The organism is Sphingomonas silueang (assembly GCF_040049155.1).
Lineage (GTDB): Bacteria > Pseudomonadota > Alphaproteobacteria > Sphingomonadales > Sphingomonadaceae > Sphingomonas > Sphingomonas silueang.
Genome location: NZ_JBDZDK010000002.1, coordinates 45,125 through 57,059, shown reverse-complemented (window position 1 = coordinate 57,059; position 11,935 = coordinate 45,125). Strand labels below are relative to the sequence as shown.

At 70.3% G+C, this 11,935-nt stretch carries 12 protein-coding genes; 5 read left to right on the top strand and 7 right to left on the bottom strand.

Annotated elements, in window-relative coordinates:
• Nucleotides 1-2: 2 nt before the first annotated feature.
• The 6 genes from accD to ABLE43_RS02245 form a co-directional block, all read right to left on the bottom strand.
• Nucleotides 3-854, bottom strand: a complete 852-nt coding sequence (gene accD, locus ABLE43_RS02270) for an acetyl-CoA carboxylase, carboxyltransferase subunit beta (RefSeq protein WP_348976856.1) — start codon at nt 852-854, stop codon at nt 3-5.
• Nucleotides 851-1,654, bottom strand: a complete 804-nt coding sequence (trpA, locus tag ABLE43_RS02265) for a tryptophan synthase subunit alpha (protein ID WP_348976855.1) — start codon at nt 1,652-1,654, stop codon at nt 851-853. The genes accD and trpA overlap by 4 nt, the downstream gene beginning before the upstream one ends.
• Nucleotides 1,651-2,031: an endonuclease domain-containing protein gene (locus ABLE43_RS02260; protein WP_348976854.1), complete on the bottom strand. Its 381-nt coding sequence runs from the start codon at nt 2,029-2,031 to the stop codon at nt 1,651-1,653. Before ABLE43_RS02260 ends, trpA begins: the two co-directional genes overlap by 4 nt.
• Nucleotides 2,032-2,071: 40 nt before the next feature.
• Nucleotides 2,072-3,301 (bottom strand): tryptophan synthase subunit beta, encoded by a 1,230-nt coding sequence (trpB, locus tag ABLE43_RS02255; protein ID WP_348976853.1) that lies wholly within the window; start codon nt 3,299-3,301, stop codon nt 2,072-2,074.
• A 41-nt stretch (nt 3,302-3,342) separates the two neighbouring features.
• Nucleotides 3,343-3,978: a phosphoribosylanthranilate isomerase gene (locus tag ABLE43_RS02250; protein ID WP_348976852.1), complete on the bottom strand. Its 636-nt coding sequence runs from the start codon at nt 3,976-3,978 to the stop codon at nt 3,343-3,345.
• Between the two features lie 371 nt (nt 3,979-4,349).
• Entirely contained in the window at nt 4,350-4,919 is a 570-nt protein-coding gene (locus ABLE43_RS02245; RefSeq protein ID WP_348976851.1) for a hypothetical protein, read from the bottom strand.
• 111 nt (nt 4,920-5,030) lie between these two features.
• Here ABLE43_RS02245 and ABLE43_RS02240 point away from each other — a divergent pair, with 111 nt between their 5' ends.
• The 5 genes from ABLE43_RS02240 (at nt 5,031) to gloA (ending at nt 10,728) form a co-directional block, all read left to right on the top strand.
• Nucleotides 5,031-5,696 carry a response regulator gene (locus ABLE43_RS02240; protein WP_348976850.1) on the top strand — a complete coding sequence of 222 codons (666 nt, stop codon included), beginning with the start codon at nt 5,031-5,033 and terminating at the stop codon, nt 5,694-5,696.
• Entirely contained in the window at nt 5,693-7,030 is a 1,338-nt protein-coding gene (locus tag ABLE43_RS02235) for an ATP-binding protein (RefSeq protein ID WP_348976849.1), read from the top strand. Before ABLE43_RS02240 ends, ABLE43_RS02235 begins: the two co-directional genes overlap by 4 nt.
• 81 nt (nt 7,031-7,111) lie before the next feature.
• Nucleotides 7,112-8,074 (top strand): glycoside hydrolase family 43 protein, encoded by a 963-nt coding sequence (locus tag ABLE43_RS02230; protein WP_348976848.1) that lies wholly within the window; start codon nt 7,112-7,114, stop codon nt 8,072-8,074.
• A 4-nt stretch (nt 8,075-8,078) separates the two neighbouring features.
• The gene (locus tag ABLE43_RS02225) at nt 8,079-10,157 is read left to right on the top strand and encodes a PAS domain-containing sensor histidine kinase (RefSeq protein WP_348976847.1); all 2,079 of its coding nucleotides are present in this window, start codon (nt 8,079-8,081) and stop codon (nt 10,155-10,157) included.
• A gap of 55 nt (nt 10,158-10,212) precedes the next feature.
• Complete coding sequence (gene gloA, locus ABLE43_RS02220) at nt 10,213-10,728, top strand: lactoylglutathione lyase (protein WP_348976846.1); 516 nt, start codon at nt 10,213-10,215, stop codon at nt 10,726-10,728.
• 44 nt (nt 10,729-10,772) lie between these two features.
• Here gloA and ABLE43_RS02215 read toward each other — a convergent pair whose 3' ends face one another.
• Nucleotides 10,773-11,903, bottom strand: coding sequence for a Gfo/Idh/MocA family protein (locus ABLE43_RS02215; protein WP_348976845.1), 1,131 nt, complete (start codon nt 11,901-11,903; stop codon nt 10,773-10,775).
• Nucleotides 11,904-11,935: the final 32 nt, after the last annotated feature.

Sequence of the window (11,935 nt, the reverse complement as noted above, 5' to 3'; positions counted from 1 at the left end):
GGTTACGCCGCCGCCTTCTGTCCCAGAAACTCGATCAGCTGCGCCAGTTCGGCGGGCAGGTCGCGGCGATGGGTCACGCGGTCGATCAGGCCGTGGTCGCGGTAATATTCCGACGTCTGGAAATCGTCGGGCAGCTTCTCGCGGATCGTGCTCTCGATCACGCGCCTGCCGGTGAAGGCCAGCGTCGCCTTGGGTTCGGCGATCTGCACGTCGCCGAGCATCGCATAGGCCGCCATCACCCCGCCCGAGGTCGGATCGGTCAGCACCACCAGATAGGGCAGGCCCGCATCGTGCAGCATCTCGATCGCCACGGTCGTGCGCGGCATCTGCATCAGGCTGAGAATGCCCTCCTGCATCCGCGCACCACCGCTGGCGGTGAAGACGATATAGGGCACGCCGCGCGCGATCGCCGCCTCGACCCCCGCGATGAACGCCTCGCCGACGAACTGGCCCATCGACCCGCCCATGAAGGCGAAGTTCTGGACCCCGATCACCGCGCCGTGGCCCCGGATGGTGCCATAGGCGTTCTGGAAGGCGTCCTGTTCGCCGGTGTCGGTGCGCGCGGTCTTCAGCCGGTCGACATAGCGCTTGCTGTCGCGGAACTTCAGCGGGTCTTCGGCGACGCGCGGGTTGGGCAGCACCTCGACGCTCCCGGCGTCGAACAGCTGGGCGAACCGCTCCTTGGGGCCGATGCGGCCGTGATGGTCGCATTGCGGGCAGACGTGGAGATTTTCCTCCCATTCCCTGGTGAAGATCATCTGCCCGCATCCCCGGCACTTGTGCCACAGGTGATCGGGGGTTTCCTTGCGCGCGACGAAGGGGAGCGCGTTGCGGACGCGGTTCAGCCAGCTCATGCGGGGTCCTTTGCCGCGCCACGCACCGCGGAGGCAAGCGTTTCGATATAGGCGCGCACCGGTTCGGCGGCGTACGCGCCGTGCTGCGCCACGATCTCGACGATCGCCGAGCCGACCACGACGCCGTCCGCCACCGTCGCGATGGCGGCGGCCTGCTCGGGCGTGCGCACGCCGAAGCCGACCGCGATCGGCAGGTCGGTCTGTGCCTTCAGTCGCGCGACGGCGCTGTCGATCGAGGTCTGCTGCGCCTGCTGCTTGCCGGTGATCCCGGCGACCGAGACATAATAGAGGAACCCGCCCGCACCCGCCAGCACGGCGGGCAGCCGGGCGTCGTCGGTCGTCGGCGTGGCGAGGCGGATCGCGGCGATGCCGTGATCGCGCAGGGTCGTGCCGAGGCTGTCGTCCTCCTCCGGCGGGATATCGACGCAGATCACGCCGTCGACCCCGGCGGTGGCGCAGCCTTGCGCGAACCAGTCCGGCCCGCGCCGGACCATCGGATTGGCATAGCCCATCAGCACCAGCGGCACGTCCGGATGACGCTCGCGGAAATCCGTCGCGATGCGCAGCACGTCGGCGGTGCGGGTGCCCGCCGCCAGCGCCCGGATATTGGCCGACTGGATCGCGGGACCATCGGCCATCGGATCGGTGAACGGCATGCCCAGTTCGATCACGTCCGCTCCCCCGGCGACCAGCGCGTCGAGGATGGCGGGGGTGGCGTCGGGCGAAGGATCGCCCGCGGTCACGAAACACACGAGCGCGGGGCGGCCTTGCGCGAAAGCGGCGGCGAGGCGGGCGGTCAAAGCCCTCTCTCCTTCAGGGGAGAGGGTTGGGAGAGGGGGTTGTTCACAACGTCTTCCAACTGTCTGAGCACGCCGTCGAGATGGTGCATCACATCGGCATTGGTGAAGCGCACTACCCGATAGCCTGCCTGCGTCAAATAGGCGGTGCGTTCGGCGTCATAGGCGGCGGTGGTTCCATGCAGGTGGCCGTCGAGCTCTACCACCAGCTTCGGTACGTTCGATGCGAAGTCGGCGATGTAGGGATCGATGACCTTCTGGCGGCGGAACTTGACGCCTGCGAAGCGTTCGGCGCGGAGGGCGAACCATAGTTTTTGCTCGGCTGGGGTGGGGGCTTTGCGCGCGGCCTTGGCCCGTTCGGTCAAACCGACGTCTCGCATTCCCCCTCTCCCAACCCTCTCCCCTGAAGGGGAGAGGGCTTTAGATGTTTACCCCCAGCGCGCTGGCCACCGTAAAGATATCCTTGTCGCCGCGCCCGCACAGGTTGGCGAGGATGATCTGGTCCGACCGCATCGTCTTCGCGCGGCGCGCAACGGCGGCGATGGCGTGGGCGGGTTCCAGCGCAGGAATGATCCCCTCGGTCCGGCACAGCAGCTGGAAGGCGTCGAGCGCCTGCGTGTCGGTCGCGCTGTCGTACTCGACCCGGCCGATGTCGCGCAGCCACGCATGTTCCGGCCCGATGCCGGGATAGTCGAGCCCCGCCGAGATCGAATGCCCCTCGGCGATCTGCCCGTCCTCGTCCTGCAACAGATAGGTCTTGTTGCCGTGCAGGATGCCGGGGAAGCCGCCCGCGAGCGACGCGGCATGGTCCTTGTCCAGGCCGTGCCCAGCCGCCTCGACGCCCAGCATCGCGACGTCGGGATCGTCGAGGAAGGGATGGAACAGCCCGATCGCGTTCGATCCGCCGCCGATCGCCGCGACCAGCAGGTCGGGCAGGCGTCCGGTGCGCTCCAGCAGCTGCGCGCGCGCCTCGCGCCCGATGATGCTCTGGAAATCGCGCACCAGTTCCGGGTACGGATGCGGCCCCGCCGCAGTGCCGATGATGTAGAAGGTGTCGTGGACGTTCGCGACCCAGTCGCGCAGGCCCTCGTTCATCGCGTCGGACAGGGTAGCGGCACCGCTCGTCACCGGGCGGACCTCCGCGCCCAGCAGCTTCATGCGGAAGACGTTGGGCTGCTGCCGCTCGACGTCCTTGGCCCCCATGTAGATCACGCAGGGCAGGCCGAAGCGCGCGCACACCGCGGCGGTGGCCACGCCGTGCTGCCCCGCCCCCGTCTCGGCGATGATCCGCGTCTTGCCCATGCGGATCGCCAGCAGGATCTGGCCGATGCAGTTGTTGATCTTGTGCGCGCCGGTATGGTTCAACTCGTCGCGCTTGAACCATACCTGCGCGCCCATGCCCGGCTCGGCGGATGCGCGCAGCGTCTCCGACAGCCGTTCGGCATGATAGAGCGGGCTGGGGCGACCGACATAATGCGTCATCAGGTCGTCGAACTGCGCCGCGAAGGCGGGGTCGGCCTTCGCCGCCTTGTACTCGCGGTCGAGGTCGAGGATCAGCGGCATCAGCGTCTCGGCGACGTAGCGGCCGCCGAATGCACCGAAATGCCCACGCTCGTCGGGCTGGGCGCGATAGGAATTGGGGGCGTTCATGGGGCAGTCCGTTACGCCCCGCCGCCGCGCCTGTCGAGGGATCAGGCGGCGTGTACCGCACGGGCAAAGGCGGCGATGCGCGCGGCGTCCTTGACGCCCGGCGCGCTTTCGACGCCCGAGGACACGTCGACCAGCGGCGCGCGCGTCCGCCGGATCGCCTCCCCGACATTGGCAGGGTCCAGCCCGCCCGACAGCGCCCAGGGCAGCGGATGCGCGAACCCGTCGAGCAGCCCCCAGTCGAAGCGCAGCCCCATCCCGCCGGGCAGCGCCGCGCCTTCGGGTGTCTTGGCATCATAGAGCACGCGATCGGCAGCACCCGCCAGCGCCCGCGCGCCGTCGAGATCGGCGCGGGTCTTGACCGCCACCGCGCCCCAGGTCTCGCGCCCGAACCGGGCGCGGATCGCGGCGATGCGGGCGGGCGCGGTCTTGTGCAGCTGGATCGCGTCCAGCCGGCCGGCGGCGAGCGCCTGTTCGAGCAGCGCGTCGTCGGGATCGACGAACACGCCGACCCGCGCGACCTGCGGCGGCACCATCGCCGCCAGCCCCGCCGCCCGATCGAACGCCAGGTGCCGGGGCGAGGGCGGGAAGAACACGAAGCCGACATGGCTCGCCCCCGCCGACAGCGCGGCGGCCAGTGTATCGGGAGTCGAAAGGCCGCAGATCTTGATTCCGGTCATGGCCCCCGCCTAGCCGGTGGCGCGCGGCGGGTCCACGCCATGCCGTCGCGATGCGCCTTGGCCGGAATCGCGCTCGAACCCTGATGCGGCGCGGCATGGCGGAAGGGGGCGGGCAGGGTTGCTGCTGCCGGTCGCGTTGCTCGGGCTCCCGCCTGTCTTTCACGGCAAGCGGGTGGCGCAGGCGATTCACGCCGCCCGGCGGCGGGGTGGAGCGGGAATCGGGCGCCGCGCGTAGCTGCGGACTCGGCTGCCGCTCCATCCCCCGTTCGTCCCGAGCGGGGTCGAGGCACGTGCCGCAGGTGTTGCGTACGGTGTCTCGACGTCGCCCGACACGAACGGCCGGGGGTGGGGATCGCACCCCCGGCCGGACTTCAGCGTGCGGGCGGCGGCGGCGGCGGTGGGACGGCCCCGGGCGCGGCGGGCGGCGTCACGCCTGCGCCGGGCGGGGGCGGCGGTACCGCACCGGCGGGGGGCGGCGGCGGGACGGCACCCGGTGCACAGGGCGCGCCGGGACCGGCGGCCGGGCCGTCATGTCCCGGCCCGTGGCGACCGGGGCGGGGTGGCGGCGGGCCGACCGGCGTCACCTTGCCCGCGCCGTCGACCAGATAGGAGGCGCGCAGCTGACCGTCGTCATAGCGGCCCTGCACCTGCACCGGCGCGCCGCGCGTCGGTGCCGCATCGCGCCCGGCATCGACCATCGTCCGCCCCGTCGCGTCCTGCACCACGAAGCGGTCGCCATAGACCTCCGCTACGCGGCCCTTGACCGTCACCACGCCGCTGCTGTCGCCGAGCTTCGCCACCGGGGTCGCGACGGTCGGTGCCATCTCCACCGACGGGCGGGTCAGCGACACCGCGCCCGCGCCGCCTGCGGCACCCAGCCCCAGCCCGATCGCGACGCCCAGCGCCACCTTGGCCGTGCCGGTCACTGCAAATCTTGCCATCATCTTCACTCCTGCTTCGTTGGTGAAGCCGGTGTAGGCGATTCGTCCCCGCGCCCCGCTGAACCCCGCGGTTCAGTTTCGGTTTAGCCATGCGAGATAGCGAGCCGGCCCATGCGTATCCTGCTTGTCGAGGACGATCCCGATCTTGGCCCCGCCATCGCGCGGGCGCTGCGCGCGGAGCAATGCGCGGTCGACCTGGTGCCGAGCGGCATCGACGCGCAGCATCTGGGCGATACCGAACGCTATGACGCGGCGGTGCTCGATCTCGGCCTGCCCGATCGCGAGGGGACGGCGGTGCTGCGCGGCTGGCGCGAGGGCGGGCGGACCCTGCCGGTGCTGATCCTGACCGCGCGCGACGGCTGGTCGGACAAGGTCGCCGGGTTCAAGGCCGGGGCCGACGATTTCCTGACCAAGCCGTTCCGGATCGAGGAACTGATGATGCGGCTGCGCGCGCTGGTTCGCCGCGCGGCGGGGCATGGCGCGACGCGCATCACCTGCGGTCCGCTCGCCTATGAAAGCCAGACCGGGGTGTTCGAGCTGGACGGACTGCCGCTGCGCCTCACCGCGCTCGAACATCGCGTGCTGGCGCAGCTGATGCTGGCCAAGGAAGCGGTGATCGAACGGCTCGACCTGATGGAGCGGGTCTATGAAGGCGATGCCGATGTCGATTCCAACAGCCTCGAGGTCATCGTCGGGCGGCTGCGCAAGAAGATCGGCGCATCGCTGATCGAGACGGTGCGCGGGCGCGGCTACCGCCTGACGGCGGATCGGCCATGAGGCTGCCGCGATCGATCCACGGGCGGATGCTGGCGCTGTCGGCGGCGACGACATTGGTCGCGCTGCCGGTCGCGGGGTTCGCGATCGGGCAGGTGCTGGAACATTTCGTCACGCGCAACATCGATGCACGGCTGGGCGACCGATTGCGGCTGGCGGGGGCGATGGTGCGCGACGACGGCACGATCGACCGCGCGCTGCTGCGCCGTGCCGCGATCGGGCAGGCGATCGGCGACGACGGCGTCTGGCGGATCGAGACGCCGGGCGGCGCGATCGGCGACATAGGCCTGGCCGGTCCGCCGCCGCCCGGTCCACCGGGGCCGCCGCCGCCGCTACCGCCCCTCGAACGGGACGAGCGCGCGCGACCGTTCGAGGGACGGCTGGCGGACGGTACCCGCATCCATGGGCTTCAGGCGACGCTGCCGACCACCGCCGGGCCGGTGCGGATCGCGGTCGCGGTGCCGCATTGGCAGATCGACCAGCCATTGCGCCTCGCCATGCTGCCGCTGCTGGTAACGCTGGCGATCGTCGCGCTGCTGCTGGCGGCGGCGACATTGGTCCAGCTCCGCTATGGCCTGCGACCGCTGCGCGCGCTGCGCGACGGCGTGGCGGCGGTGCGCGCGGGGAATGCCGTGCGCGTGGACGAGGACCAGCCCGACGAACTGCGTCCGCTGGCGACGGAGTTGAACGCGCTGCTCCACGACAACGGCGTCGCGCTGGCCAGCGCGCGGGCGAGCGCGGCCAATCTCGCCCATGCGCTCAAGACGCCGGTGGCGACGCTGGCGCTCGACCTCGCAGGCGATCCGCGCGGGCGGCAGGTAGCGCGGATCGATGCGACGATCCGCCACCATCTGGCGCGCGCGCGCGACGGCGCGGTCGATCGCCGCGCCGCCGCCGCACTCGCCCCGGCGATCGCGGCGCTGGCAGGGGCGGTGCGGGCGCTGCACCGGGGGCGGGGGGTGACGATCGTCGCCGACGTGCCCGACCTGTACGTCGCGGTCGATGCCGCCGACCTCGACGAACTGGCAGGCAACCTGATCGACAATGCCGCGCGGCATGCCCGTTCCACCGTCCTCGTCAGCGCGGTCCGCGACGGTGCCATGGTGACGATCGCGGTGGCCGACGATGGCCCCGGCATCCCCGCCGCCGACCGCGCCCGCGCGACCGACCCCGGCGTGCGGCTGGACGAGCGCGGCGACGGCCACGGCTTCGGCCTGGCGATCGTGCACGATCTGGCGGCGCTCTACGGCGGGGCGCTGACGCTCGACGCGGCGGCGGGGGGCGGGCTGCTCGCGCGCGTCACCCTGCCGGTGGCGGGCGGTCCGGCAACGCTCTAACCCACACGGATGGTTGCGATATCGCCCGTCATGCGGCAAGCGTGGGGCCGGTAGTGCAGGGGACCGAGTGTGGCGTCAGGGGTGAACCGGCGGACGGCGATGGCCGGACTGGCGCTGGCGTTGCCGGGAGCGGGGGTGCTGGCCCGCCCGGCACGCGCCGAACCGCTGGTCTTCGCCTATTTCGGCACCGGGCGCGGCGAGGCGGCGGGCCTGAAACTGGCCATCAGCGACGACGGCTTCGCCTTTCGCGAGGTGGCAGGCGGGGCGAGCTTTCTGAAGCCGACGGTCGGCGAGGCGAAGCTGCTGCGCGATCCGTTCCTGTTCCACGGGCCGGGCGACCGCTGGCACCTGTTGTGGACCACGGCATGGGACGGGGTGACGATCGGCCATGCCACCAGCCGCGACCTGCGCCACTGGTCGCCGCAGCGCGCGATTCCCGTGATGGCTTCGGTGGCGGGCACGCGCAACTGCTGGGCGCCCGAGGCGGTGTGGGACGCGCGGACGCGGCGCTGGATCGTCTTCTGGTCGAGCACGGTCAAGGGGCGTTTTCCCGAAACCGACGGCACCTCCGAATCCGGCTACAACCATCGGCTGTGGTATGTCACCACCCGCGACTTCGTGACGTTCGACGCGCCGCGCGTGCTCTATGATCCGGGGTTCAGCGTGATCGACGGCACCTTCGCCACCGGTCCCGGCGGCGCGCTGCACCTGATCGTGAAGGACGAGACGGTGCAGCCGCCGCGCAAATACCTCCAGGTCGCCCGCGCCCGATCCGCCACCGGCCCGTTCGCCCCGCTGTCGCCGCCGTTCACCCCGTCATGGGTCGAAGGGCCGATGACCGCGCGGGTGGACGACGAGACGATCTGCTACTGGGACGTGTATCGCGACGGGCGCTGGGGGGCGGCGGCGACGCGCGATTTCCGGACGTGGCGCGACGTCGGCGAGCGGCTGGCGATGCCGAAGGGCGCACGCCACGGATCGCTGGTCCGCGTGCCCCGCGCCCTGGCGAAGGGACTGGCGGCGGGGCCGGTGACGGGCGCCTGAGGCGATGACGGTCGCCCCCTTCCTGAACGGCGGCGGCCGCGCGACGGAGATGATCCGCGCGCGCGACTGGTCCGGCCATCCGCTGGGACCGCCCGATGCGTGGCCGGACGCGCTGTGCGCCGCGCTCAGTCTCGTCGTCAATTCGCCCGAATCGATGATCCTGTGCTGGGGGCCGGAACTCTGGTTCTTCTTCAACGAGGCGTATTTCCCGCTGCTGGGGCCGCGCCTGCCATGGGCGATGGGAGAGCGGTTCGACCGGGTATGGGCCGACGGCCTCGAACAGGCGATGCCGATCATCCATGCCGCCTATGCCGGGAACAGCCCGCGTTACGTCGACCTGCCGTGGAAGCTCGATACCGATCGCGGGGCGGCGGATACATGGTGGAGCTTTTCCTACTCGCGCATCCTCGACCGGGACGGCGCGATCGCCGGGCTGTTCATCTTCACCAACGAAACGACGGCGCGCGTCCTGTCCGATGCGGCGCTCAAGCGCAGCCAGGCCGAGCTGACCACCGCGCTCGAGGATTTGCGTCAACTCAACCGCACGCTGGAACAGCGCGTCGCCGAGCGCACCGCCGAGCGCAACGTGCTGGCGACGATCCTCGAGACGACCGACGCGACGGTCAACGTGCTCGACCTCGACTATCGCTGGCTGGCGATCAACCGCGCCGGGATCGCCGAGTTCGAGCGGGTGTTCGGCATCCGGCCCGCCGTGGGCGACTGTATGAAGACGCTGCTCGCCGACCAGCCCGAGCAGCTCCGCGCGGTATGCGCGATCTGGGACCGCGCGCTGGCGGGCGAGGAGTTCACCGCGATCCACGGCTTCGGCGACCCGGCGCAGGGACGGGCGCGGCGCCTGTACGAGATGAAGTTCAACAGCCTCTACGACGACCGGGGGCAGCGGATCGGCGCGTTCCAGTTCGTGACCGACGTGACCGACCGCATCGCCGCCGAGACGAAGCTGCGCGATGCCGAGGATGCGCTGCGCCAGGCGCAGAAGATGGAGGCGATGGGCCAGCTTACCGGCGGCGTCGCCCATGATTTCAACAACCTGCTCACCCCCATTCTCGGCAGCCTCGACCTGTTGCAGCGGCGCGGGCAGTTGTCCGCGCGCGAGGCACGGCTGATCGACGGCGCGCTGCAGTCGGCGGAACGCGCCCGTACCCTCGTCCACCGGCTGCTGGCCTTTGCCCGGCGGCAACCGTTGCAGGCGGGGCCGGTCGATCTGGCGCGATTGGTGAACGACATGGCCGAGCTGATCGACAGCACGACCGGGCCGCAGGTCGCGCTGTCGATCATGATGCCTGCCGATCTGCCGCATGCGACCGCCGATGCCAACCAGCTCGAACTGGCGGTGCTGAACCTGTGCGTCAACGCGCGCGATGCGATGCCGGGCGGCGGGCGGATCACCATCGCCGCCGACGAGCCCGCGACCGAGGAGACGCGCGAGGCAGGCGTCGCGCCGGGCCGCTATGTCCGCCTGTCGGTGATCGACACCGGCACCGGCATGGCCCCCGACATCGCCGAGCGTGCGATCGAGCCGTTCTTCTCGACCAAGGGCATCGGCAAGGGCACCGGGCTGGGCCTGTCGATGGTCCATGGCCTCGCCTCGCAGCTCGGCGGTACGATGCGGATCGTCAGCGCGCCAGGCTTCGGCACCCGCATCGACCTGTGGCTGCCGGTCAGCGCCGTCGCCGCCGAGCGCGCGGTACCCGGCGAGGCGGTCGACCTGCCCCGCTTCCGCGGTCGCGCGCTGGTGGTGGACGACGAGGTGCTGGTGCGCATGACCACCGCCGACATGCTCCAGAGCATCGGTTATGACACGGTCGAGGTGGACGGCGCGCTTGAGGCCGAACGCCTGCTGGGCAGCCGCCGGTTCGACCTGGTCGTCACCGACCATCTGATGCCGGGCGCGTCGGGGGCATGGCTGGCGGGAGTCGTCCGGACCCGCTTTCCCGGCGTGCCGGTGCTGATCGTGTCGGGCTATGCCGAGGTCGACGGCCTTCCCGCCGATCTGCCGCGCCTGACCAAGCCGTTTCGCGAGGACGAACTCGCCCGGGCGATCGCCGCGCTGGGCAACTGAACCGGATCGCACGGCCGGACGTTGCGCGATGCGAACCGTTCAGCCGGAGTATCGCATGCCCCACGACACCCAAGGTTTCGCGCTCAACCAGACGATGCTGCGCGTCCGCGATCCCAGTGCCAGCCTCGCCTTCTATCAGGACGTGCTGGGCATGACGCTGCTCCAGAAACTGGATTTCGAGGAAATGGCCTTCTCGCTCTATTTCCTCGGCTATCTCCGGGACGGCGAAACCATCCCGACCGACCCTGCCGAGCGCGCCCGGTTCCTGTTCAACCGCGAGACGACGCTGGAACTCACCCATAACTGGGGCACCGAGGACGACGCCGATTTCCCCGGCTATCACAGCGGCAACGACGAGCCGCGCGGCTTCGGTCATATCGGCATCTCGGTGCCCGACGTCGCCGCCGCCTGCGCACGGTTCGAGGCGATGGGCGTGCCGTTCCGCAAGCGCCCCGACGACGGCCGGATGAAGGGCATCGCCTTCATCACCGACCCCGACGGCTACTGGATCGAGATCCTGTCGGCGCACGGCATGACCGATGCGATCGTACAGGCGGACGCGGCGGCATAGCGGCAAGGCCCCCCTCTACCGCCGGGGAAGAGGGGGGCGGCGGATCAGTTGCCGCTCGGCGTCTTCGCCTTCACCGTCTCGGGCGGCGTGACCGGCGAGAGCGTCTGTTTCTGCGTCGCGGTGTTGATCCGGCGACGACGCTCGAACGGCGGCAGCTCGACCCGGCGACCGGTCCTGAGCGCCTCGACGATCCCCTCGATCACCCGCAGGTCGGCGAGGCCTTCCTCGGCATCCGGCTCGGGATCGTCGCCGCTCAGGATGCAGTCGGAGAAATATTTCATCTCGCCGCCGAACTGGTCGGTCGGCCTGAACTTCTCCTCGGCCTTGTCGGTGCCGGTGGTGATCGTCTGATACTGGGTATCGCCATAGCCGAAGGCGGGGTCGATATGGATGCTGCCCTTCGTCCCGCAGATCGTCAGGTGATCGACGTTCCCGGCGTAATAGCTGACGGTGAAGCTCGCCAGCCGGTCGCCCGGCATCCGCAACACCACCGCGAAGCTATCGTCCAGATCGCCGAAGCCCGCGCGCGCCTGTCGCGTCGCCACCGCCGATTCCACCGCCACCGGCTCCTCGCCGAACAGATAGCGGATGGCGTTGATCGGATATGGCCCCATGTCGAACAGCGGCCCTGCCTCGATCCCGTGCCTGGCGCGGTGGTTGTCGGGATCGAGCGACTGGCTGAAGGTCGCGGTGAAGGTGACGAGATCGCCGAGCTTCCCGTCGCGCACCTTGTCGATCGCCGAGAGCGTGCCGGGTTCAAAGTGCAGGCGATAGGCGGTCATCAGCTTCGCCGACGATGCCTGTTGCGCGGCGAGGATCGCGCGGGCCTGGTCGGTCGAGATTTCGAGCGGTTTCTCGCACAGCACATGGATGCCCGCGGCCAGCGCGGGGATGGCGAATTCGGCATGCCGCCAGTTGGGCGTGCCGATATAGACCGCATCGATCGTGCCCGACGCCAGCAATTCGTGATATTCGTCATAGGCATAGGTGCGCTCGAGGCCGTACATCTCGGCCAGCGCCGCCGCCTTTTCCCGGTCGCCGGTGACGACGGTGACGAGCCTGGAATTGCCGGTGTTCCTGATGCCCGGCAGCATCGATCGCTGGGTGATGTCCCCTGCGCCGATGACGGCGTAGCGGACCTTCTTGCCGAAGCCGAAGGCGGATGCGAGGCTCATGCGGGATTCTCCAAACGGGTGGGTGTTGGGTC

What these genes read in the sequence shown, in the direction of transcription:
- accD (WP_348976856.1), bottom strand. Translation starts at nt 854, where the DNA reads ATGAGCTGGCTGAACCGCGTCCGCAACGCGCTCCCCTTCGTCGCGCGC.
- ABLE43_RS02260 (WP_348976854.1), bottom strand. Translation starts at nt 2,031, where the DNA reads ATGCGAGACGTCGGTTTGACCGAACGGGCCAAGGCCGCGCGCAAAGCC.
- trpB (WP_348976853.1), bottom strand. Translation starts at nt 3,301, where the DNA reads ATGAACGCCCCCAATTCCTATCGCGCCCAGCCCGACGAGCGTGGGCAT.
- ABLE43_RS02250 (WP_348976852.1), bottom strand. Translation starts at nt 3,978, where the DNA reads ATGACCGGAATCAAGATCTGCGGCCTTTCGACTCCCGATACACTGGCC.
- ABLE43_RS02245 (WP_348976851.1), bottom strand. Translation starts at nt 4,919, where the DNA reads ATGGCAAGATTTGCAGTGACCGGCACGGCCAAGGTGGCGCTGGGCGTC.
- ABLE43_RS02240 (WP_348976850.1), top strand. Translation starts at nt 5,031, where the DNA reads ATGCGTATCCTGCTTGTCGAGGACGATCCCGATCTTGGCCCCGCCATC.
- ABLE43_RS02235 (WP_348976849.1), top strand. Translation starts at nt 5,693, where the DNA reads ATGAGGCTGCCGCGATCGATCCACGGGCGGATGCTGGCGCTGTCGGCG.
- ABLE43_RS02225 (WP_348976847.1), top strand. Translation starts at nt 8,079, where the DNA reads ATGACGGTCGCCCCCTTCCTGAACGGCGGCGGCCGCGCGACGGAGATG.
- gloA (WP_348976846.1), top strand. Translation starts at nt 10,213, where the DNA reads ATGCCCCACGACACCCAAGGTTTCGCGCTCAACCAGACGATGCTGCGC.
- ABLE43_RS02215 (WP_348976845.1), bottom strand. Translation starts at nt 11,903, where the DNA reads ATGAGCCTCGCATCCGCCTTCGGCTTCGGCAAGAAGGTCCGCTACGCC.